Source organism: Bradyrhizobium sp. Unk1 (genome assembly GCF_059512345.1).
This window is the reverse complement of sequence record NZ_JCAMOP010000060.1, coordinates 20,481-38,356: the sequence shown is the minus strand read 5'-3', so window position 1 is coordinate 38,356 and position 17,876 is coordinate 20,481. Positions and strand designations below refer to the sequence as shown.

Genomic DNA, 17,876 nt, shown 5'->3' with positions numbered 1-17,876 from the left:
CCTGACCGATGGTCAGGGCCGCACGGTCGATTTCCGCAACACGCTGATCATCATGACCTCGAACCTCGGTTCGGAGTTTCTGGTGAATCAACCGGAGGGCGAAGACACCTCGGCCGTGCGCGAGCAGGTGATGGGAATGGTGCGGGGACATTTCCGCCCCGAATTCCTCAACCGGGTCGACGAGATCATCCTGTTCCACCGGCTGCAGCGAAGTGAGATGGGCCGGATTGTCGAGATCCAGTTCGCCAGGCTTCAAAAGCTGCTGGACGATCGCAAGATCACGCTCACCCTCGACGCGGACGCGAGGGATTGGCTCGCTGCGAAGGGCTGGGACCCCGCCTACGGCGCGCGGCCGCTGAAGCGGGTGATCCAAAAGTATCTGCAGGACCCCCTGGCCGAGATGATCCTCGCAGGCGAGGTGAAGGACGGCGACAAGGTTGCGATCTCGGCGGAAGGCAATGTGCTGACATTCAACGGCAAGGCGCCGCAGACGGCGGAAATAGCGCAGTTCAACGCGCCATCTCCGAAACGGAGATTGCACTGAACGGCCTGCCTGGACGCTGGCATAGCGTTCTGCGCCGGGAGAGTATCAGACCTGGTAGGACGAGGACGGTTCGCTCTGCAACGGGCGGAGATCGAAGTCAGACAGAACGCAGCAAACAGATATCGAGCAGGATAACATGGCACAGCGTTGCAGGCACTTGGCAGAAATTCATGACGTCGTCCCCAGTTCTCTTGGTTGTGAAGAATGCCTGCAACTGGGCGACCCATGGCTGCACCTGCGCGTCTGCCGAACCTGCGGTCATGTCGGTTGCTGTGATCAGTCGCCCAATCGGCACGCGACGAAGCATTTTCATGCAACCGGTCACCCAATCATCGAAGCTTATGATCCGCCCGAAGGCTGGGGCTGGTGTTATGTTGACGAAATGATCTTTGACTTGTCGGACAGGCCGACGCCGCAACTAGGTCCGATCCCAAGATTTTATTGATGCGCCGCACCGCGCTGCACGATCAGAGGCCCCGGACGCGTGGGAAACCGTAAAAAACAGTTGATGTTGCACGATGCTTTCCGGCGTTTGCGTTGACGGCTGTCAAGGTGGAGCGTCGCTCTACGCGTCATCGTCAGCTGCGATAGCCAACTTGCTAAGGAGATGGACATGGTCGCGCGCAGTGCCAACCGTAGTTCCGATCGACAAGAAGCCATAGTACCGGATGGCACCAAAGTTCAAACGAGACATCCGCAACCTTATGATCAGTTCGAGCTGCTGCCGATCGCCGGGAACTGGCGCCATGGCCAGGCAGAGCAGAGGCTGGTCGACACGAATCCTTTTACCGGCGATGACCTCCTCGAAATCAAGCAGGCCGATCGTCACGATCTTGATGCGGCGTTTGCAGCGGGTGCCAAGGCTCAGGTGGAGTGGGCCCTCTCAGCACCAGCAGCGCGGGCGCAGGTATTTCGTCGCGCGGCAGACGTGATGGAAGCGCGCCGTGGCGAAATCGTCGACTGGCTGATCAAGGAATCAGGCAGCACGCGACTGAAGGCGAACCTTGAGTGGGAAGTAACCCATACGGTCATGCTGTGGGCGACCTCGGTGCCCCATGCGGTCGAAAGCCGCTGCATTCCGTCCGACATTCCGGGCAAGGAAAATCAGGTGCGGCGCAAGCCGGTCGGAGTGGTCGGGGCGATCAGTCCTTGGAACTGGCCGCTCCATCTAAGCAATCGCACCATCGCGCCGGCGCTCGCGGTAGGAAATGCTGTTGTGGTGAAACCGGCAAGTGATACGCCCGTAACAGGCGGATTGTTGTTGGCGAAAATCTTCGAGGAGGCCGGCCTGCCGGCGGGGCTGCTCAGCGTCGTTGTCGGCACGGGCAGCGAAATCGGCGACGCTTTCGTCAGTCATCCCGTTCCACGAGTAATTTCGTTTACCGGCTCGACGCCGGTCGGCCGCAGGATCGCGGAACTTGCGGCGAAGGCGCCGATCATCAAGCGCGTCGATCTGGAACTCGGTGGCAATGCTCCCTTCGTTGTGCTCGCGGACGCCGATCTGGATCAGGCCGTCGAGGCCGCAGTGTTCGGCAAGTTTCTGCACCAGGGCCAGATCTGCATCGCCATTAACCGTCTCATTGTCGAGGAGCCCGTCTATCACACGTTCGTTGAGCGCTTTACGGAGCGGGTGGCGAGATTGAAAGCCGGCAATCCCAGCGATGGCGATACCGTGATTGGTCCGATCATCAACAACTCGCAGCTTCAGAAGCTGGTGGCACGCGTTCGCCGCGCCCGCGACGACGGCTGCAAACAGGTGCTCGGAGGCGAGCCGGACGGTTTCGTGTTGCCGCCGCATGTTTTCGTGAACGTCACTAACCAGATGGAACTTGCAGCAGAAGAAATATTCGGCCCGGTGGCGCCGATCCTCCGGGTCGGCAGTGCCGAAGAAGCCTTGGCTGTGGCCAATGAAACAAGTTTTGGACTAAGCGGCGCCGTATTCACGCGCGACGTGCACCGGGGCGTGCACTTTGCCGAACGAATGCAGGTCGGTATGGCCCATGTCAATGATCAACCCGTCATCGACTTGCCGACCTGTCCGTTTGGCGGCGAGAAGAATTCCGGCATTGGCCGCTTCAACGGCTCTTGGGCGATCGAGGCCTTCACGACGGACCAGTGGCTGACCGCGCAGCACGCGCCGCGAGGCTTTCCCTGGAGCGCTTCCGCCGTGCAGGGGCCGTGGTCATGAAAGGCGCATACGATGGACGAGCTATCCAACACAGTTGTCGCTGGTTTCCAGACGAGCAGCAACAGCATGCTTGAGTCCCGCCGCGAGCACATGTTTCCCAAGTTCGCGCCGGACGAGATCGACCGCATGCGCCGATTCGGCGAGATCCAACACTATGCCGTAAATCAATATCTGTTCCGGACGAGTGAGACTCCGCCGGGCATGTTCGTCATCATTGCCGGTCGGGTATCCATCGAAGGTCGCGATCTAGCTGGACGGGCGGAGAAAATCGTGGAACTGGGTGCTGGCGAATTTGTCGCCGAGGTCGCGCAACTCTCCGGCGGACCCGCCCTGGTTGATGCGCGCGCAATCGAGCCCGTTGAATCGCTGGTCTTTCTGCCAGCCAGACTTCGCGCTCTGCTGATCGCCGACGTTCAACTCGGCGAGCGCATTATGCGCGCCCTTGTTTTGCGACGAGTGTTCCTGATCGAGGCCGGCGCCGGCGGCCCTTGTCTCATCGGGCACGACGGCCATCCCGGAATGGTGCGTCTGCTGGAATTTTTGGCGCGCAACGCCTATCCGCATCAGGTGCTCGACCCCACCAAGGATCCGGATGCGCAAGTATTCTTGAAGCACTATCCCTGCAAGTCGGAAGAAATGCCGCTGGTGGTCTGTCCGAACGGGGCAATCCTGAAAAATCCGAGTGAGACCGATTTGGCGCGGGCCCTGGGGATGGTGCCTCCGGATCTCGAAGGGCGTCGATACGACGTAGCAATTGTCGGTGCTGGCCCAGGAGGACTTGCGGCTGCCGTGTATGCGGCATCCGAGGGTTTGTCAGTCGGCGTCTTCGACGCACGGGCGTTCGGGGGGCAGGCCGGTGCCAGCAGCTGCATCGAGAACTACCTGGGATTTCCGACGGGAATTTCAGGCCAGGCGCTGGCTGGGCGTGCCTATGTGCAGGCCCAGAAATTCGGCGTAGAGATGATCATCCCCGAAAGAGTCACTAACCTTCGTTGTGAACACTATCCATTCGCGATCGAGCTCTCCGACGGTCGGAGCATCACCGCGCTGAGCGTGGTGATCGCGAGTGGAGCGCGCTATCGCAGGCCAAATATACCGAATTTGGAGCAGTTCGAAGGGCGTGGAGTTTGGTATTGGGCCTCCCCGATCGAGGCTCGTCTATGTCGAAACGAGGAAGTGGTGCTAGTCGGCGGAGGCAACTCCGCAGGGCAAGCGGCGGTGTTTCTAAGCCGCTTTGCCAAGAAGTTATGGATGCTTGTGCGAGGATCCAGCCTCTCCGAAACTATGTCGCAATATCTGATCGACAGGATCGCGGCGACAGAGAGTATCGAGTTACTCACCTGCACGCAGATCGTAGGGTTGTCGGGTAACGAGCAGGGCCAACTCGAACGGGTCCGCTGGCGTGACAGGACCGGTGCGGAAGTCGAGAAAACGATCCGCAACGTCTTTGTGTTCATCGGTGCGGAGCCCGCAACAGAGTGGCTGAAAGATTGCAATGTCAGCCGCGACAGCAAGGGGTTTGTGCGAACAGGCATGAACATCCCCCCTGACGACCTTTTATCGGCTGACGGCGCGAGCGTGCCATCGCTCGAGTCGAACGTGGCGGGTGTGTTTGCCGTGGGTGATGTTCGTTTCGGATCCGTCAAGCGCGTTGGCGCGGCGATCGGCGAGGGAGCCACCGTTGTGCAGCAGATTCACGCGTTTCTTGAGACCGCTCGGACCAGCGGAAGCGAAGAGCCGGTGCAGGCCGCCGCGGCGTGATAGAGATGAGATGGCAGCCGAGATGGCCTATCCGCTCGCGAGAGCCTCCCAATGTCATGCCTCCCCCGCATCTGTCCGGCCGCTGAACTGGTAGCCGGCCATCCCCGATCGTGTGGATCTCGTCGTCGTAGCTGGAGACGTCTGCGAGCAGAGGCCGCAACGGCACCGCGCCGCGCTATCCCAATAGGGAGCGATGTCTATGGCGTAGCAGCGTTGACGGTCACTAAGCGGCCCGAGACGAAAGGACTCCGCGCATATGACGCCTGTCAATGCGGCTGGCGGCGAAAAATGGCAAACGTGCCTGATGATCGCGCAACTTCCTCCTGACAAGTCGCCGCCGCCGCGCCCAGAGGGCGTGCGGCAGTTCCAGCGACTATTTCGCGAGGCGGCTGGTCTCAACTTGGACAAGGCTGACCTTAAGCGCTACGAGGAGTTCATCGATCACAGGATTTATCGGCTGCTAATGCGCGCCGAGGCCGACGCCAAAGCTGGCGGCGGCGTCCTGATCGAGCCCTGGAATCTCCCGATCACGGCCGGGCTGCAGGAATGCATCGAGCAATTCAGGAAAATGGATGAAACGATAGAGCTGGCGCCGATTCTCGACCGTCTTGCTCATCGGCCGCCGCTGCAATTCAGCTATAGCGACGAGACCGAAGCAATGCTGCCGGACCTTGCCGGGGGACTTGGCGTCGCGGTCGCACGCGCATTGAAGATTATCGAGCCGGATTTGAAAAATCCGCAGACCAAACACTGGGAACTCGCCTCGCGGATCTTCGAACTGCTGCTGTAGCCTGTCGCACCCAATCCTGCCGGAGTTCGCACACCGATATCGGGTTCATCTGGCGGTGATCTCGTTTATCGATCTCGGCAGGGTCATGCGTTAAAATGTGAAAGACCAGGGAGTGCCCCATATGACTCTGATGGAGACCACCCGGACAGTCGTGCTTCCTTCAGGTGAACATATTCCGCGGCTCGGCCAAGGGACTTGGCACATGGCCGAGAATCCGCTGAATCGAACGGAGGAGATCAAGGCGCTACGTCTCGGCATCGACCTCGGCATGAGCCTGATCGATACGGCCGAAATGTATGCCGACGGTGGTGCCGAGCGTGTCGTCGGCGAGGCGATCAAGGGACGGCGTGATCAGATTTTTCTGGTGAGCAAGGTGCTGCCTCAGAACGCCACGCAGCATGGCACGATGGCGGCCTGCAACCGGAGTCTGGCTCGGCTTGGGGTGGATGAGATCGACCTCTATCTGCTGCATTGGCGGGGGTCGGTTCCGCTGGAAGAGACCGTCGATGCCTTCGAAACCCTGGTGGGTGCGGGTAAGATCCGAAATTGGGGCGTCAGCAATTTCGACTTCGCCGACATACAGGAACTCGTCGACTTGCCCAATGGTGCAAACGTCGCGACCGATCAGGTGCTCTACAATCTCGCGCGCCGCGGCATCGAGTTCGATCTCATGCCGTTGTGCCAGCGCAGCGGCCTGCCGATCATGGCCTATTCGCCGATCGAGCAGGGTCGTGTGTTGCATCACGTCACGGTCAAGGCGATTGCAGCGCGTCTCGGCGCGACAGCGGCACAAGTGGCGCTGGCCTGGGTGCTGCGCCAGGATGGCGTATGTGCGATACCGCAATCAGGCAAGCCGGAGCATGTGCGCGAGAACCGCGGTGCGCTCGACGTTCGGCTGACGCCTCAGGATCTGGCCGAACTCGATGAAACCTTTCCGCCGCCGGATCGCAAGCAACCTCTGGCATCTCACTGATTCAGGAGACATTGAGCCATGAGCGATGAGGACCGCCACATCGTTTGCCCGCATTGCACGAGCACTAACCGCATCCCGGCCCGGAGGGATGCGCGCCAAGCGAAATGCGGACACTGTCGACAGCACCTCTTTACGGGACATCCGATGCCGGTTTCCGCCCGCAGCTTCGCCACTAATATCCAGCGCAACGATATTCCGGTTGTGGTCGATTTTTGGGCGGCATGGTGCGGGCCTTGCAAAGCGATGGCGCCGGCCTTCGAGCGCGCCGCCGGCGAGTTCGAACCCGAGCTTCGCTTCCTGAAGGTTGACACCGAGGCGGAAGCGGAGCTGTCGGCCCGCTACCACATTCAAAGCATTCCGACCCTGGTGCTATTCCACAGAGGTAACGTCGTCGCTCAACGCGCCGGCGCAGTGGGCGTCGAGGCCTTGCGCCACTGGTTGCGCCAGCATGCGCCTTCTGCCGCGCCGGCAGCCTCATGAATTGTAGGCAAAGGGTGTCGCGCAAATCATATCGGCGCAAGGGGTCCGTGTGTCGTGTGCTTGCGCCATGACAGACGTCAACGTCAACCGGGCCTCTGGCGAATAAGGTGGAAGGGCATATGGGCTAACGACCATGCAGGCTAACGACACAATCACCCTGATTGAGGCTTACGATGCGATGAGGATCTTCGTGGAGACCGTCTGGCGTCGCATGGACAAACCTCAGGAGGAGGTCGCATTTTTGCTCGCAGGTTTGAAATGGGCCGATGGCTCTCCGGTCGATCCGGCGATGTGGCAGAACTGGCTGACGGCGGCACATAGCGTGAAAGAGGAAGGAGCCAGCCCACCTTGACCTCTGCGCCCGCTGAGCGGAACCGTCAGAAGCAAGATGACCGAGGCGACATACGTGATCGCGCCCACAGCATTGAAACGAACTTGCAGGAGCGAGCGATGAGCGGCTATGCCCCCAATGAACAACGATCAACGTTTGGCACGGCACCGGAAGCCCGGATCGAAGCCGGTCTCCGTCAGCACATGCAACGCATCTATGGCTATATGTCAGCGGGGCTGATGTTGACCGCCCTCGTCGCCTATGCTGCCGCTGCTTCCGGCTTCTATCAGGCGATCGCCGGAACACCGCTGCTCTGGATTGTCATGCTGGCGCCCCTCGGCTTTGTGCTCGTTCTAAGCTTCGGGCTTGAACGCATCAGCGCCGGCACCGCGATCCTGTTGTTCTGGCTCTACGCCGCCGTCATGGGGCTGTCGCTGGGCGGCATCTTCCTGGTCTTCACCGGGAGTTCGATTGCGCGCGTCTTCTTGATCACGGCCGCAACCTATGACGCAATGAGCTTCTACGGGTTTACAACCGGTGCCGATCTCTCAAAGTTTGGGTCCTTTCTGTCCATGGGACTGATCGGCATTGTGATCGCCTCACTAGTGAACATCTTCGTCAGGTCAGACACCGTCCAGTTCGTGATCTCGATCGTCGGTGTGTTCCTGTTTGTGGGACTTACCGCCTACGATACGCAACGCATCAAAGCCATGTATCTGGAATCGGACATGGAGGAGTTGGCCGGCAAGAAGGCCGTGCTGGGGGCGCTGGCGCTCTACCTCGACTTCATAAATCTCTTTATGATGCTGCTGCAATTGTTCGGCCAGCGGCGTCAGAACTGATTCGAGAGCCGGCCTAGATGACGCGCCTTCTCATCGTGCTCGGGCGCGCAGCTACGTCGTCACAAGTGCTCTAGCTTGTTGCAGAATTGATCGCGCGCCTGAAGCTGATCATCTGAGGCGTTTTCTGGTCCGGGAAAACGATGTCAAACCTCGTGATCGCCACATGGATCGCAATCCCTACCTCCGCCGTTCGTATAACGATACTCTCTTTCCGCCGACTATTGCCGGTCCGATCGAGGATCGTGCCATGCGCGAGCCAGTGACCAACGCTCTCGACGCGCGCTGAACGGGCTTCCGACGCGGGCAGGGCGGCATTGTCGATAGCCGGCAGCATTCCGTAGGCAGCGGCGGCCAAGGTCGCGGCGCACTCGAAATCGCCGCGATGGAAATGGTCCATGGCTGCGTGTATCTGGCGCATTGAGGCGTATCTGACTGAGGTTTCGATAAATGGCACGCTGATTATTGTGATCTCCCGCTCTCGGTCGGTGTCCAAGGGAGCTCACGTGGCGGCTGCAATTCGCTGTTAAGGAGATTCGAAATATCCCGCCGCTGCATCGGATCACTGCAAGTGACGCCTATGCGCTTGGCATCGGCGGCTCGCTTGCGAAGCATGCACAGCATCTTCGCGCATTCCGGACAATGATATGACCTGAAGCTTCTGCCCATCGATGGTGCTCGCGCCCTGTTTGAACTCTTGGTATTCTTTTACAATGCGCAAATTGCGACCATGATACCCGTCAATGGATAAGGAGAAATCGCGGAAGAAGAAGTCGCGGAAGGAGGGATCGCTGACGATCCGGACCGGATGGCGGAGCGACCGGAAGAGCTCAGTGTTACCTGGGCCCACCATGAGCTCGCTTGCCGCTGGCGCGACTAATTCGCAACCGTTCGACCAGCGCGTTGGCCACGGCGTCCGACGACGCGGGATTCTGTCCTGTGATGAGGTCGCCATCAGATACGGCGTAAGGCTGCCACTTGTCGTGCTTGGAATAGTTGCCGCCGTTATTCCTCAGGATGTCCTCGACCAGGAAGGGAACGACCTCAGTCAGCTCCATCGCGGCCTCCTCGGCGTTGGAAAAGCCGGTGACAGATTTGCCGGCCACGAGGGGCCGCCCATTCGCGGCCCTGGTGTAGCGCAAGGCGCCGGCCCCGTGGCAGACCAGTGCGACGGGACGCCCCGTGTAAAATAAGGTCTCGATCATTGTGATCGAATGCGGGTCATTGGCCAGATCCCACAACAGACCATGACCGCCAGGATAGAAGACAGCATCATAATCGCTGACTGAAATGCTCGACAATGTTCTGGTATTCGCGAGCTCGGCCTGTGCGTAACGATCTGCCAGGAACCGAATGGCCGCGTCGGTCTGCATCTCGGGTCGTTCACTCCTGGGATCAACCGGAGGCAAGCCGCCATTAGGAGACGCAAGCGTCAGCTCGGCCCCGGAGTTCCTGAAAATGTAGTATGGTGCAGCGAACTCCTCAAACCAGAAGCCGGTCTTCTTTCCGGTGTTTCCGAGCTGGCTGTGCGACGTGAGGACGATCAATATTCTCATGCGGACAGGCTCCTCTGCTGCATCATCGCCAACGCTGGTCGACACAGGCCTTCGCCTTTTCGCCGCGGTCCTGTTCCAGTGAAGGATAGTCCGTGTAACCTTTCTCGCCGCCACCATAGTATGTCGTCGGGTCGTCCACATTCAGTGGTGCATCGACGCGCAGTCGTTCGGGCAGGTCGGGATTGGCGATGAACTTGCGGCCGAAGGCGATCAAGTCGGCTTGGCCATCTCGCAGCCATTGCGTGGCGCTATCGGCGTTGAAGCCTCCGGCAACGATGAGTGTTCCCTGATACTTGTTCCGAATCAGTCGGGCCATATTGAGGGCGTACGGCTCCGGCTTCTCGCCATTCTGCATCTGCTCGAGCGCCGGATTGACGATGTGAAGATAGGCCAAACCATAGCCGGAGAGCTGCTCGGCGAGGTAACCGAACGTCGATTCCGGATCGTCGTCGCTGATGTCGTTCATCTTGCCAAGAGGTGAGAGCCGGACGCCGATCCTGTCCGCCCCGAGAATGGGAATCAGGGCTTCCGTGATTTCAAGCAGAAGCCGCACCCGATTTTGAACTGTGCCGCCGTAGGCGTCGCTGCGTTGGTTGGTGCTGCTCTCGATGAACTGATCGATCAGGTAGCCGTTGGCCGCATGAATCTCGATGCCGTCGAACCCGGCGGCCTCCGCATTCCTCGCAGCGCGCTCATACTGTTTGATAAGGTATGGCATCTCCTCAAAAGCCAGCGCGCGTGGACGCACAAATGGAACCAGTTCTCCCTCGCCACGCTCGTTTTCGATGAAGGCTTTGCCCGCGGGCGTGATCGCCGAGGGCGCTACGGGTAGCATGTTGTCCGGCTGCAGGGCCGGATGTGAAATGCGACCGACGTGCCAAAGTTGGTTGAAGATCAGTCCATCAGCCTCGTGCACAGCCTTCGTGACCTGCCGCCAGGCTTCTACCTGTTCGCGGCTATGGATACCTGGCGTCCATGCATAACCCTGGCCCTGCATCGAGATCTGAGTAGCCTCGCTTATGATCAGGGCGGCAGACGCACGTTGCGCATAATAACAGGCCGCGAGTTGAGACGGCACATTGCCGGGCTGTCGTGCTCTTGAACGGGTCAATGGCGCCATGACCACTCGATGGGGCAGGTTGAACGGCCCGAGCCGGCATTCTTGGAAGAGGGGGGTCGCATCCCCGTTTTGGACCGCGTGGAGCAGGCGGCTGTGCGTGGTAGCGGTGACCATATGGCCTCAAGTCGAAGGAGTTAACTGATTCAAGCCTTCGGTAAGTAAGCGTCCGAGACCTTTCGATCTCTACACCACAATATAACGGAGAATCGGTATATCGCGCTGACAATCGTCAATGCTCTAACCTTCAAGAATGGAGGTGCGGTCGCGCAGGCGACAGAGACCATCGACGTGGAGGAGGAGGCTTGAGATGGCAACATGGTTCGCCGGCTCCCCCACGATCAGGGAGAATGACCGGCAGCAGTGCAGGAAGGGTGTCACAGACGCGAGATCTGATCTTGCGGGGCGCCAGCGCGGTCAATGAAGCTCATTTCAACAAACGCTGGCCGGGTCATTTCCTCGACATGACGCCTGTCAGCGTTTCATAAGTGTTTCCTGTTTGCTTCGAATGCGATGCTCAGCTTGCGGTCAAGATTCTATTGGTACGCGCGTGATCGTTCGTCCCCGTTCATCGGTGACAACGACAGAAAAGCCAGACCAGTCGCCATCCTGCGCCAGCTCACGAGCGATGGTCAGTCCACGTTCCGCAGCGTCGCCGGGCGAGAGGAAAACGCCACCGCATTCGTCAGGATAGTTCACTCCGTTCTCAATATGAAAGAAGAAGCGGCCCTCTTCTGCGGGTTTCGTCTTTTGCGGAGTCCCAACTTGCTGTTCCCCGTTCAGGCGATCGAGATGGCAGCGCGCCGCATACCTCAGGGGTTCCGTGATCGCGGCGATCAGGGGCTCGACATCTTGAGAAAAATGACGTCCGATCCGCTGGTGTACGCCAAGGATGACGGAATGACCCGCAGTGTCCGTGAGCCGCGTTCCGAGGATGTCCCGAACGCCGCAGCTCAGCACAAACTCATTGTACCACTCGCTTCTCCGCAACAGTGCCTCTGGAAGACATGTGGAGAGCATGATCCAGCGTGCATCCAGAAGTGGCGAGTATGGATCGAGCGCGGCGTAGTGCTCGACGTAGCGGGATTTGAATTCGGCACTGAGACCGCAAAAGACGGCTTCGTCGACCGTACCCGTCGTCTTGTTCGTGACAATCAGCGCCGCACCCGCCACGCTCGCCTCATCCATCAGCCTTCGAAGCACTTTTGGCCAAGCATCCGCGGACTGCGTCGTGAAGTGTCGAGAGAAGTGACTGCATGATCCGTGGCCTTCAAAGAGATCAGCGAAGCCCGAACGCGCAAGCTCATGATAGCCGATCAATCGCAAACGCATCAATGCGGGCGTTCAGAAGCTGTGATCCGCATCGCCTGGATGTCTCGAAGCAGGCAACGCAGCCCATATAATTGATCCAGCAAATACAGGACCAGCGCAATACCGTCGTCGTTGACACCCAGGTCGCCCTTGAGATCCTGAATGAGGTGCGCACGGGCGAGATCCTGCTCGGAAAACTGAAGCCCTGGTCGATGCGCTACCAGCCATTCCGCATTCAACCACGCTTCAATCGTGGAGGAATCGAGGTGAGATCGATCGGCGAATTCCTGGAGCTGCATTGTCACACTCGCATCGACTGTCTTGGGCTATCAGAAGGCTGCCACTCACTCACAAAGCGTTCGAGATCCGAATCTGGCTTTTTCGGCAGAACCAGTTTCAGCGTGACGTACTGGTCCCCGCTGCCGCCATCGGCGCGCGGCACGCCGCGTCCTTTGATCCGAAGAACCCGGCCAGAGCTTGACCATTTTGGCACAGAGACCGCGACAGCGCCGCTCACGGTTGGTACCTTGAGTTTCGCGCCCAGCACGCCTTCTTTCAGTGAGATCGGCAGGTCCAGATGAATGTCGTCGCCTTTGCGGACGAAGTAGGGATGTGGCAGGACGCTGATCTCGATCAGGGCGTCGCCTGGCGGACTGTCTCCGGCTCCCCGACGACCCTTCTCCTTCAGGCGCAGAATCTGGCCGTCGCGGGTGCCGGGAGGGATGTTGACCTCGAGCGTAGTCCCGTCCGGCAGAACAATGGATTGCTTGCCGCCGTTGACGGCGTCGAGAAAGTTGAGCTCAAGATGATATCGGACGTCAGCCCCGCGTCCGCGCCGGGTGGTGCGGCCGGCACGTCCAAAGATCTCGGAGAGAATATCATTGCTGCCGGCGAAGTCACTGAAATCGGCAAAGCCGGCCGCACTGGTGTAGCCCGACGAGCCTTCACGATCGGCGAAATCCCGGTAGTATCGCCGGGGCTGCTGCTCGGTGCCTGATGCATCGATCTCACCGCGGTCGAAACGGGCGCGCTTTTCCGGATCGCTCAGAAGCATGTAGGCGGCAGATAGCTCCTTGAATTTGTCCTCTGCCGCCTTGTTGCCGGGATTGAGATCAGGATGCAGCTTCTTCGCGAGCCGCCGGTAGGCCTTTTGAATGTCGGCCTGTGTCGCGTCTCGCTTTACGCCCAGCGTTGCATATGGGTCTGCAGCCAACACCAGCTCCTGTTTTCGCGTCGGCCGGACCGAGCGGACCGCCGTTCATTGTTGCGGGGGTGGCGACGATTGTGGTCTAGGCGGTTTGGCTACAACGACCCGGGCCGGCCGCAAGAGACGGTCGTGAAGCATGTAGCCATTCTCCAAAACGTCCGCGACGTTCCCGGGAGACTGATCGGACCGATCGGTTTCCATTACTGCTTCGTGCTTCATCGGGTCGAATGGCCGATTCAGAGCGTCGATTTCTTCGACACCGAAGCGTTTCAGGATCTGTGTCAGGATACGATCGGTGGCGACGACTCCGGCCAGCAGGCCGTCGTCGTCCTTGGCTCCCTGGTCCGGCGAGCCGGCGTCGATGGCTCGTCGCAGATTATCCGTCACCTGTAGCAGTTCGCGGGCAAAGTCGGCGATCGCATATTGCCGCGCGTCTTGGACCCGACGCTCGGCGATGCGCCTCGTGTTCTCGGCGTCCGCAAGTGCGCGCATCAGGCGGTCGCGCTCGGCGGTCGTGTCCTGCGGCTGGTCGCTTTCCTTGTGCTCACCCGCGGGAAGCTCGCCGAGCCCATCATCCATGGTGTTGGTAGCCATGTCGTGCTCCATCTTTTGCGTTCGGCCGGATTGGGGCTTCAAGAAGCCTTCCGATCGCCGGGGTCGACTTCTTCGAATTCCGCGTCGACGACGTCCTCACCGCTGCCAGACGATCCCGCCTGTCCGCCGCTGGGAGCGCCGCCTTGGGACGCCGCTCGGTTCAAGGCTTCGCCGATCTTGGATGCCGACTGCTGCAGCCGCTGGGTTGCCTGCTGGATTGCTGTCACGTCCTCTGCGCTCAGCCGTTGCTTTGCCTCGGCGATCGCCTGCTCGATCTCCCTCTTGACGTCGGCAGGGATCTTTCCTTCGGAGTCCTTCAGGGCCTTCTCGGTGCTGTAGATCACCGCGTCGGCCTGGTTGCGGGTTTCGATGAGCTCCTTGCGCCGCTTGTCCTCGTCGGCATGGGCTTCGGCCTCCCTGACCATCCGCTGGATGTCTGCTTCGGTCAGACCGCCGGACGCCTGGATCCGGATACTCTGCTCCTTGCCACTCGCCTTGTCCTTGGCCGATACGTTGACGATGCCATTGGCATCAATATCGAAGGTCACCTCGATCTGCGGTACGCCCCGCGGCGCCGGCGGGATCCCGACTAGATCGAACTGTCCGAGCAGCTTGTTGTCCGTTGCCATCTCGCGTTCACCCTGGAAGACCCGGATCGTGACCGCGGTTTGATTGTCCTCCGCTGTCGAGAACACCTGGCTCTTCTTGGTCGGGATGGTGGTGTTGCGATCGATCAGCTTCGTCATGACGCCGCCAAGCGTCTCGATGCCCAACGACAAGGGTGTCACGTCGAGGAGCAGGACGTCCTTGACATCGCCTTGGAGCACGCCGGCCTGGATCGCGGCACCGACCGCGACCACTTCATCGGGATTGACGCCCTTGTGAGGTTCGCGTCCGAAAAGCTTCTGCACGGTCTCCTGAACCTTTGGCATGCGGGTCTGGCCGCCGACCAGCACGACTTCGTTGATGTCCGATGGCTGCAGGCCGGCGTCCTTCAACGCTGCCTTGCAGGGATCGATGGTGCGCTGGATCAGATCGTCGACGAGCGCCTCAAGCTTGGCGCGCGACAGCTTGATGTTGAGATGTTTCGGTCCGGCCTGATCTGCGGTGATGAAGGGCAGATTGACGTCGGTCTGGGTGGCGCTGGAGAGTTCGATCTTGGCCTTCTCGGCGGCATCCTTGAGCCGTTGCAGGGCAAGGCGATCTTTGCGGAGGTCGATTCCGTTTTCCTTGCGAAACTCGTCCGCCAGATAGTCAATGATTCGCTTGTCGAAATCCTCTCCACCGAGAAAGGTGTCGCCATTGGTCGATTTCACCTCGAACACGCCGTCGCCGACCTCCAGGATCGAGACATCGAACGTGCCGCCACCGAGGTCATAGACCACGATCTTGCCGCTGCCTCTCTTGTCGAGGCCGTAGGCCAGGGCGGCCGCAGTCGGCTCATTGATGATGCGCAGGACTTCCAATCCGGCGATCCGGCCGGCGTCCTTGGTTGCCTGGCGTTGCGCGTCGTTGAAATAGGCGGGTACGGTGATGACTGCCTGTGTGACGGCGCTGCCAAGCGTGGCTTCAGCGGTTTCCTTCATCTTGGTGAGGATGAACGCGCTGATCTGGCTCGGACTGTACTTCTTACCCCGGACGTCGACCCAGGCGTCGCCGTTGTCGCCCGACACGATGTGATAGGGCACCATGGTCTTGTCTTTTGCTGTGATCGGGTCGTCGTAACGCCGGCCGATCAGTCGCTTGATGGCATAGATCGTATTCTCGGGGTTGGTGATGCTTTGCCGCTTGGCCGGCTGCCCGACCAGGACTTCGCCGTCGTCCGTGAAGGCAACCATGGACGGCGTGGTGCGCCCGCCTTCGGCATTCTCAATGACCCTGGCTTTGCTGCCTTCCATTACAGCAACGCAAGAGTTGGTGGTTCCGAGATCGATGCCGATTGCTTTTGCCATGATCAGGTTCCTTCGGGTTTGAATCCTGGGACAGCTGCGGCCGTCCTAAAGTCTGTGGGTGTCTCGCCCTATTCGCGATAAGAGGCGAGACGCACCGAGCTGGGCTGTGAGGAGACAAACGGCTCGGGCGTCTCGCCGCGCCGACGGTCAAGCAGCTTCCTTGACTTCGATCTTCTTCGGTTCCGGCTTTGCGGGCTTTGGAATCGTGATCTTCAGGACGCCGTTGGTCATCGTCGCCTGGACGGAGGAGGGATCGATCCCGGGCGGCAGCTGCAGCACGCGAAGAAACACGCCGTAGCTGCGTTCGCTGTGCTGGACATTCTTGTCGTTCTTGCCGCCGTCCGTGCCCTGCTCCACCTTCTTCTCGCCGCGAATAGTAAGCGTGTCATCCTCGAGGGAAATGTCGACGTCCTTGCGCTCGAGGCCCGGCATTTCGGCGGTGACTTCGATCGCTTTGTCTGTTTCCGCGATCTCAATGTTCGGCACGAGCTGCTGTCCGTTGGGGCCCAAGCCCTGCGAGAACTCGCTGAACAGGCGGTCGATTTCCCGGTGCAGGCCGAACAGGCCGAAGTCGGGCCGCATCAGCATTCCTGCATCACGAGACGGGACGAGTGATCGTAACCTCATTGGATTCTCCTTTTTTACCTTGCGATGCAACTCTCGGTTCTAGGGGCTCACAACGATGCGATCGTCGACCCTGCTCACGCCGGGCGCCGACCAGGCGACGCGCTCGGCCTCCTCGCGTTCGATCCAGGAGCGTACCGTGCCCTTAAGGACCACTTCGCTGCCGTTAGCCTCGACCTGGATCCGGTTGGCGTCGACTTCCGCGTTTCGCTTGAAGGCGTCCTGAATCTTCTGCTTGAGCTCGGAGGGCTGGACTTTCGGCTTGACCAGGATCACGTTGATGACGCCCTTGACGCCTTTGACCTTGCGAACCGCGTTCTCAGCTGCGGTTCTTTGATATTGCCATTCGGCGGAACCTTCGAGCGTGATCCAGCCGTCCCTGACGGTTGCCTTGATCTTGTCGTGAGAGATCGGAAGCTCCGAGATAAGCGTCGCGACCGCTTCGCGTGCGATATCAGGATCCGGGCGCTGATCGATCGATGGCAGCCGAACCTCGATGTCATTGGCTATGGCGCGAACACCCGCTACGCGCTTCGCCGCGGACTCGGCCTCAAGTCGATCGGCGTAGCGGTGCGTGAAACCTGCAAGCGTGACAACGCCGTCCTTGACCGAAACGGCAATGTCGCTGGCATCGAGGTCAGGATCCCATTTCAGTTCGTCACGGACATCACGTTCGATCTCACTGTCTGACTTCATGATTGGGTCTGACTTCATGATTGGCTCCTGGCATTTGCGAGTGGCATTATCGGCGCGGCTCCGTCATCGCCGGTAGGGGGCAATTTACGCGTGGCGAGCAAGCGAGCCATGACGACCGTCAACTTCCGTCTCAAGTTTCTCGCTTGAGCTTGTGAAGCCGAACTGAGTGAAGATCGCCAAAGATGATCTTTGTGGAAGGAGTGAGAACGGCTGGGAGAAATGACGCGGGCGCAGCATTTGTCGCGGCCTCGTTACGGTCGCCCGAGGCGTTCGTCACCCAGCCAGGGATCCGGACGAAGTGAGTGCAGCGGCAGATCTTCCGGCCGCTTTTCCAGATCGATTTCATGAACGTGCACGGCCTGCCCGCCATGCCGCATCAGAATCTCCTGGGCCTGAGCTTCCTTCTCAGGTGCGCGAACTCGAACCCAGATCAAGAGGCCATCCCATTCTGCTACCGGCTCCAAGCCTCTGGCGCGCTCGCGGCGCAGTAGTCGGTATATGGGCACTATGATGACGGCACCCGTAAAGACCCCGATAAGAATTGACCACATCGCGACGGCCAGAGCGTCATATCCTTTGAGGATCAGGAAAAGAGCGGAGCCAACCGCCGCGATGCAGCCGAGAACGCTGCTGGCGACGGCTTCGGCGCCAAGCAAATCGTCGTCGCCGAAGAAGGGCTGTCTCGGCGTGGTCGGCATGTCGGCGAGATCGGCCGGAGGAATCACAGCGTAATTCAGCCGTCGCTGCACTTCGTCGGGAGACGCGCTGATGTCGATGTCCGAGCGATCGAATCCCGACAGAAGAAGATCCTGGGCCGCGTCATCGAGCGTACGTCGCGAGTGAAAGACGCCGGTCACTTCGCGAGTGCGGGTACGGTCCAGGATCGCGTCGGTTGATCTTGGCATCGACATAT

General features: G+C 59.9%; 20 protein-coding genes. 9 read left to right on the top strand and 11 right to left on the bottom strand.

The window, feature by feature from the left end; all coding sequences use genetic code 11:
* The 9 genes from AC5ZFO_RS42995 to AC5ZFO_RS42955 form a co-directional block, all read left to right on the top strand.
* On the top strand, nucleotides 1–544 hold a 544-nt coding region (locus AC5ZFO_RS42995; RefSeq protein WP_496123711.1), incomplete at its 5' end, for a ClpB D2-like domain containing protein.
* A gap of 136 nt (nucleotides 545–680) precedes the next feature.
* On the top strand, nucleotides 681–989 hold the full coding sequence (locus AC5ZFO_RS42990) for a UBP-type zinc finger domain-containing protein (protein WP_282521408.1): 309 nt from the start codon (nucleotides 681–683) through the stop codon (nucleotides 987–989).
* A 168-nt stretch (nucleotides 990–1,157) separates the two neighbouring features.
* Entirely contained in the window at nucleotides 1,158–2,732 is a 1,575-nt protein-coding gene (locus tag AC5ZFO_RS42985; RefSeq protein WP_282521407.1) for an aldehyde dehydrogenase family protein, read from the top strand.
* Between the two features lie 12 nt (nucleotides 2,733–2,744).
* Nucleotides 2,745–4,493 carry an FAD-dependent oxidoreductase gene (locus AC5ZFO_RS42980; RefSeq protein WP_282521406.1) on the top strand — a complete coding sequence of 583 codons (1,749 nt, stop codon included), beginning with the start codon at nucleotides 2,745–2,747 and terminating at the stop codon, nucleotides 4,491–4,493.
* A 256-nt stretch (nucleotides 4,494–4,749) separates the two neighbouring features.
* The gene (locus AC5ZFO_RS42975) at nucleotides 4,750–5,283 is read left to right on the top strand and encodes a DUF1931 family protein (RefSeq protein ID WP_282521405.1); all 534 of its coding nucleotides are present in this window, start codon (nucleotides 4,750–4,752) and stop codon (nucleotides 5,281–5,283) included.
* A gap of 127 nt (nucleotides 5,284–5,410) precedes the next feature.
* The gene (locus AC5ZFO_RS42970) at nucleotides 5,411–6,256 is read left to right on the top strand and encodes an aldo/keto reductase (protein WP_496123712.1); all 846 of its coding nucleotides are present in this window, start codon (nucleotides 5,411–5,413) and stop codon (nucleotides 6,254–6,256) included.
* A gap of 18 nt (nucleotides 6,257–6,274) precedes the next feature.
* Entirely contained in the window at nucleotides 6,275–6,736 is a 462-nt protein-coding gene (trxC, locus tag AC5ZFO_RS42965; protein ID WP_282521404.1) for a thioredoxin TrxC, read from the top strand.
* Between the two features lie 133 nt (nucleotides 6,737–6,869).
* Nucleotides 6,870–7,088 (top strand): hypothetical protein, encoded by a 219-nt coding sequence (locus AC5ZFO_RS42960; protein ID WP_282521403.1) that lies wholly within the window; start codon nucleotides 6,870–6,872, stop codon nucleotides 7,086–7,088.
* A 98-nt stretch (nucleotides 7,089–7,186) separates the two neighbouring features.
* Nucleotides 7,187–7,909, top strand: coding sequence for a Bax inhibitor-1/YccA family protein (locus AC5ZFO_RS42955; RefSeq protein ID WP_282521402.1), 723 nt, complete (start codon nucleotides 7,187–7,189; stop codon nucleotides 7,907–7,909).
* Nucleotides 7,910–7,979: 70 nt separating this feature from the next.
* Here the strand turns inward: AC5ZFO_RS42955 and AC5ZFO_RS42950 are convergent, their stop codons facing one another.
* The 11 genes from AC5ZFO_RS42950 to AC5ZFO_RS42900 form a co-directional block, all read right to left on the bottom strand.
* Nucleotides 7,980–8,402: a hypothetical protein gene (locus AC5ZFO_RS42950; protein ID WP_282521401.1), complete on the bottom strand. Its 423-nt coding sequence runs from the start codon at nucleotides 8,400–8,402 to the stop codon at nucleotides 7,980–7,982.
* 340 nt (nucleotides 8,403–8,742) lie between these two features.
* Entirely contained in the window at nucleotides 8,743–9,462 is a 720-nt protein-coding gene (locus tag AC5ZFO_RS42945) for a type 1 glutamine amidotransferase domain-containing protein (RefSeq protein WP_496123710.1), read from the bottom strand.
* Between the two features lie 22 nt (nucleotides 9,463–9,484).
* A complete protein-coding gene (locus AC5ZFO_RS42940; protein ID WP_282521400.1) occupies nucleotides 9,485–10,696 on the bottom strand; it encodes an alkene reductase in 1,212 nt (403 codons plus the stop codon).
* A gap of 411 nt (nucleotides 10,697–11,107) precedes the next feature.
* The gene (locus AC5ZFO_RS42935) at nucleotides 11,108–11,767 is read right to left on the bottom strand and encodes a DUF6894 family protein (RefSeq protein ID WP_282521399.1); all 660 of its coding nucleotides are present in this window, start codon (nucleotides 11,765–11,767) and stop codon (nucleotides 11,108–11,110) included.
* Between the two features lie 143 nt (nucleotides 11,768–11,910).
* Nucleotides 11,911–12,189 (bottom strand): MerR family transcriptional regulator, encoded by a 279-nt coding sequence (locus AC5ZFO_RS42930; protein ID WP_282521398.1) that lies wholly within the window; start codon nucleotides 12,187–12,189, stop codon nucleotides 11,911–11,913.
* Nucleotides 12,190–12,191: 2 nt separating this feature from the next.
* Nucleotides 12,192–13,103, bottom strand: a complete 912-nt coding sequence (locus AC5ZFO_RS42925; RefSeq protein ID WP_282521397.1) for a DnaJ C-terminal domain-containing protein — start codon at nucleotides 13,101–13,103, stop codon at nucleotides 12,192–12,194.
* Nucleotides 13,104–13,148: 45 nt separating this feature from the next.
* A complete protein-coding gene (locus AC5ZFO_RS42920; protein ID WP_282521396.1) occupies nucleotides 13,149–13,691 on the bottom strand; it encodes a nucleotide exchange factor GrpE in 543 nt (180 codons plus the stop codon).
* Between the two features lie 38 nt (nucleotides 13,692–13,729).
* Nucleotides 13,730–15,643, bottom strand: coding sequence for a molecular chaperone DnaK (gene dnaK, locus AC5ZFO_RS42915; RefSeq protein ID WP_282521395.1), 1,914 nt, complete (start codon nucleotides 15,641–15,643; stop codon nucleotides 13,730–13,732).
* A gap of 147 nt (nucleotides 15,644–15,790) precedes the next feature.
* The gene (locus AC5ZFO_RS42910; protein ID WP_249155431.1) at nucleotides 15,791–16,270 is read right to left on the bottom strand and encodes an Hsp20/alpha crystallin family protein; all 480 of its coding nucleotides are present in this window, start codon (nucleotides 16,268–16,270) and stop codon (nucleotides 15,791–15,793) included.
* Between the two features lie 39 nt (nucleotides 16,271–16,309).
* Nucleotides 16,310–16,963 carry a BON domain-containing protein gene (locus AC5ZFO_RS42905; RefSeq protein WP_282521584.1) on the bottom strand — a complete coding sequence of 218 codons (654 nt, stop codon included), beginning with the start codon at nucleotides 16,961–16,963 and terminating at the stop codon, nucleotides 16,310–16,312.
* Between the two features lie 251 nt (nucleotides 16,964–17,214).
* Complete coding sequence (locus AC5ZFO_RS42900) at nucleotides 17,215–17,868, bottom strand: GlsB/YeaQ/YmgE family stress response membrane protein (protein WP_282521394.1); 654 nt, start codon at nucleotides 17,866–17,868, stop codon at nucleotides 17,215–17,217.
* Nucleotides 17,869–17,876: the final 8 nt, after the last annotated feature.

Bases quoted from the DNA above. Each gene is read 5' to 3' on its own strand.
- AC5ZFO_RS42980 (WP_282521406.1), top strand. From the start codon at position 2,745: ATGGACGAGCTATCCAACACAGTTGTCGCTGGTTTCCAGACGAGCAGC.
- AC5ZFO_RS42900 (WP_282521394.1), bottom strand. From the start codon at position 17,868: ATGCCAAGATCAACCGACGCGATCCTGGACCGTACCCGCACTCGCGAA.
- AC5ZFO_RS42940 (WP_282521400.1), bottom strand. From the start codon at position 10,696: ATGGTCACCGCTACCACGCACAGCCGCCTGCTCCACGCGGTCCAAAAC.
- AC5ZFO_RS42985 (WP_282521407.1), top strand. From the start codon at position 1,158: ATGGTCGCGCGCAGTGCCAACCGTAGTTCCGATCGACAAGAAGCCATA.
- trxC (WP_282521404.1), top strand. From the start codon at position 6,275: ATGAGCGATGAGGACCGCCACATCGTTTGCCCGCATTGCACGAGCACT.
- AC5ZFO_RS42960 (WP_282521403.1), top strand. From the start codon at position 6,870: ATGCAGGCTAACGACACAATCACCCTGATTGAGGCTTACGATGCGATG.
- AC5ZFO_RS42920 (WP_282521396.1), bottom strand. From the start codon at position 13,691: ATGGCTACCAACACCATGGATGATGGGCTCGGCGAGCTTCCCGCGGGT.
- AC5ZFO_RS42910 (WP_249155431.1), bottom strand. From the start codon at position 16,270: ATGAGGTTACGATCACTCGTCCCGTCTCGTGATGCAGGAATGCTGATG.
- dnaK (WP_282521395.1), bottom strand. From the start codon at position 15,643: ATGGCAAAAGCAATCGGCATCGATCTCGGAACCACCAACTCTTGCGTT.
- AC5ZFO_RS42935 (WP_282521399.1), bottom strand. From the start codon at position 11,767: ATGGATGAGGCGAGCGTGGCGGGTGCGGCGCTGATTGTCACGAACAAG.
- AC5ZFO_RS42990 (WP_282521408.1), top strand. From the start codon at position 681: ATGGCACAGCGTTGCAGGCACTTGGCAGAAATTCATGACGTCGTCCCC.
- AC5ZFO_RS42930 (WP_282521398.1), bottom strand. From the start codon at position 12,189: ATGCAGCTCCAGGAATTCGCCGATCGATCTCACCTCGATTCCTCCACG.
- AC5ZFO_RS42905 (WP_282521584.1), bottom strand. From the start codon at position 16,963: ATGAAGTCAGACAGTGAGATCGAACGTGATGTCCGTGACGAACTGAAA.
- AC5ZFO_RS42975 (WP_282521405.1), top strand. From the start codon at position 4,750: ATGACGCCTGTCAATGCGGCTGGCGGCGAAAAATGGCAAACGTGCCTG.
- AC5ZFO_RS42955 (WP_282521402.1), top strand. From the start codon at position 7,187: ATGAGCGGCTATGCCCCCAATGAACAACGATCAACGTTTGGCACGGCA.
- AC5ZFO_RS42945 (WP_496123710.1), bottom strand. From the start codon at position 9,462: ATGAGAATATTGATCGTCCTCACGTCGCACAGCCAGCTCGGAAACACC.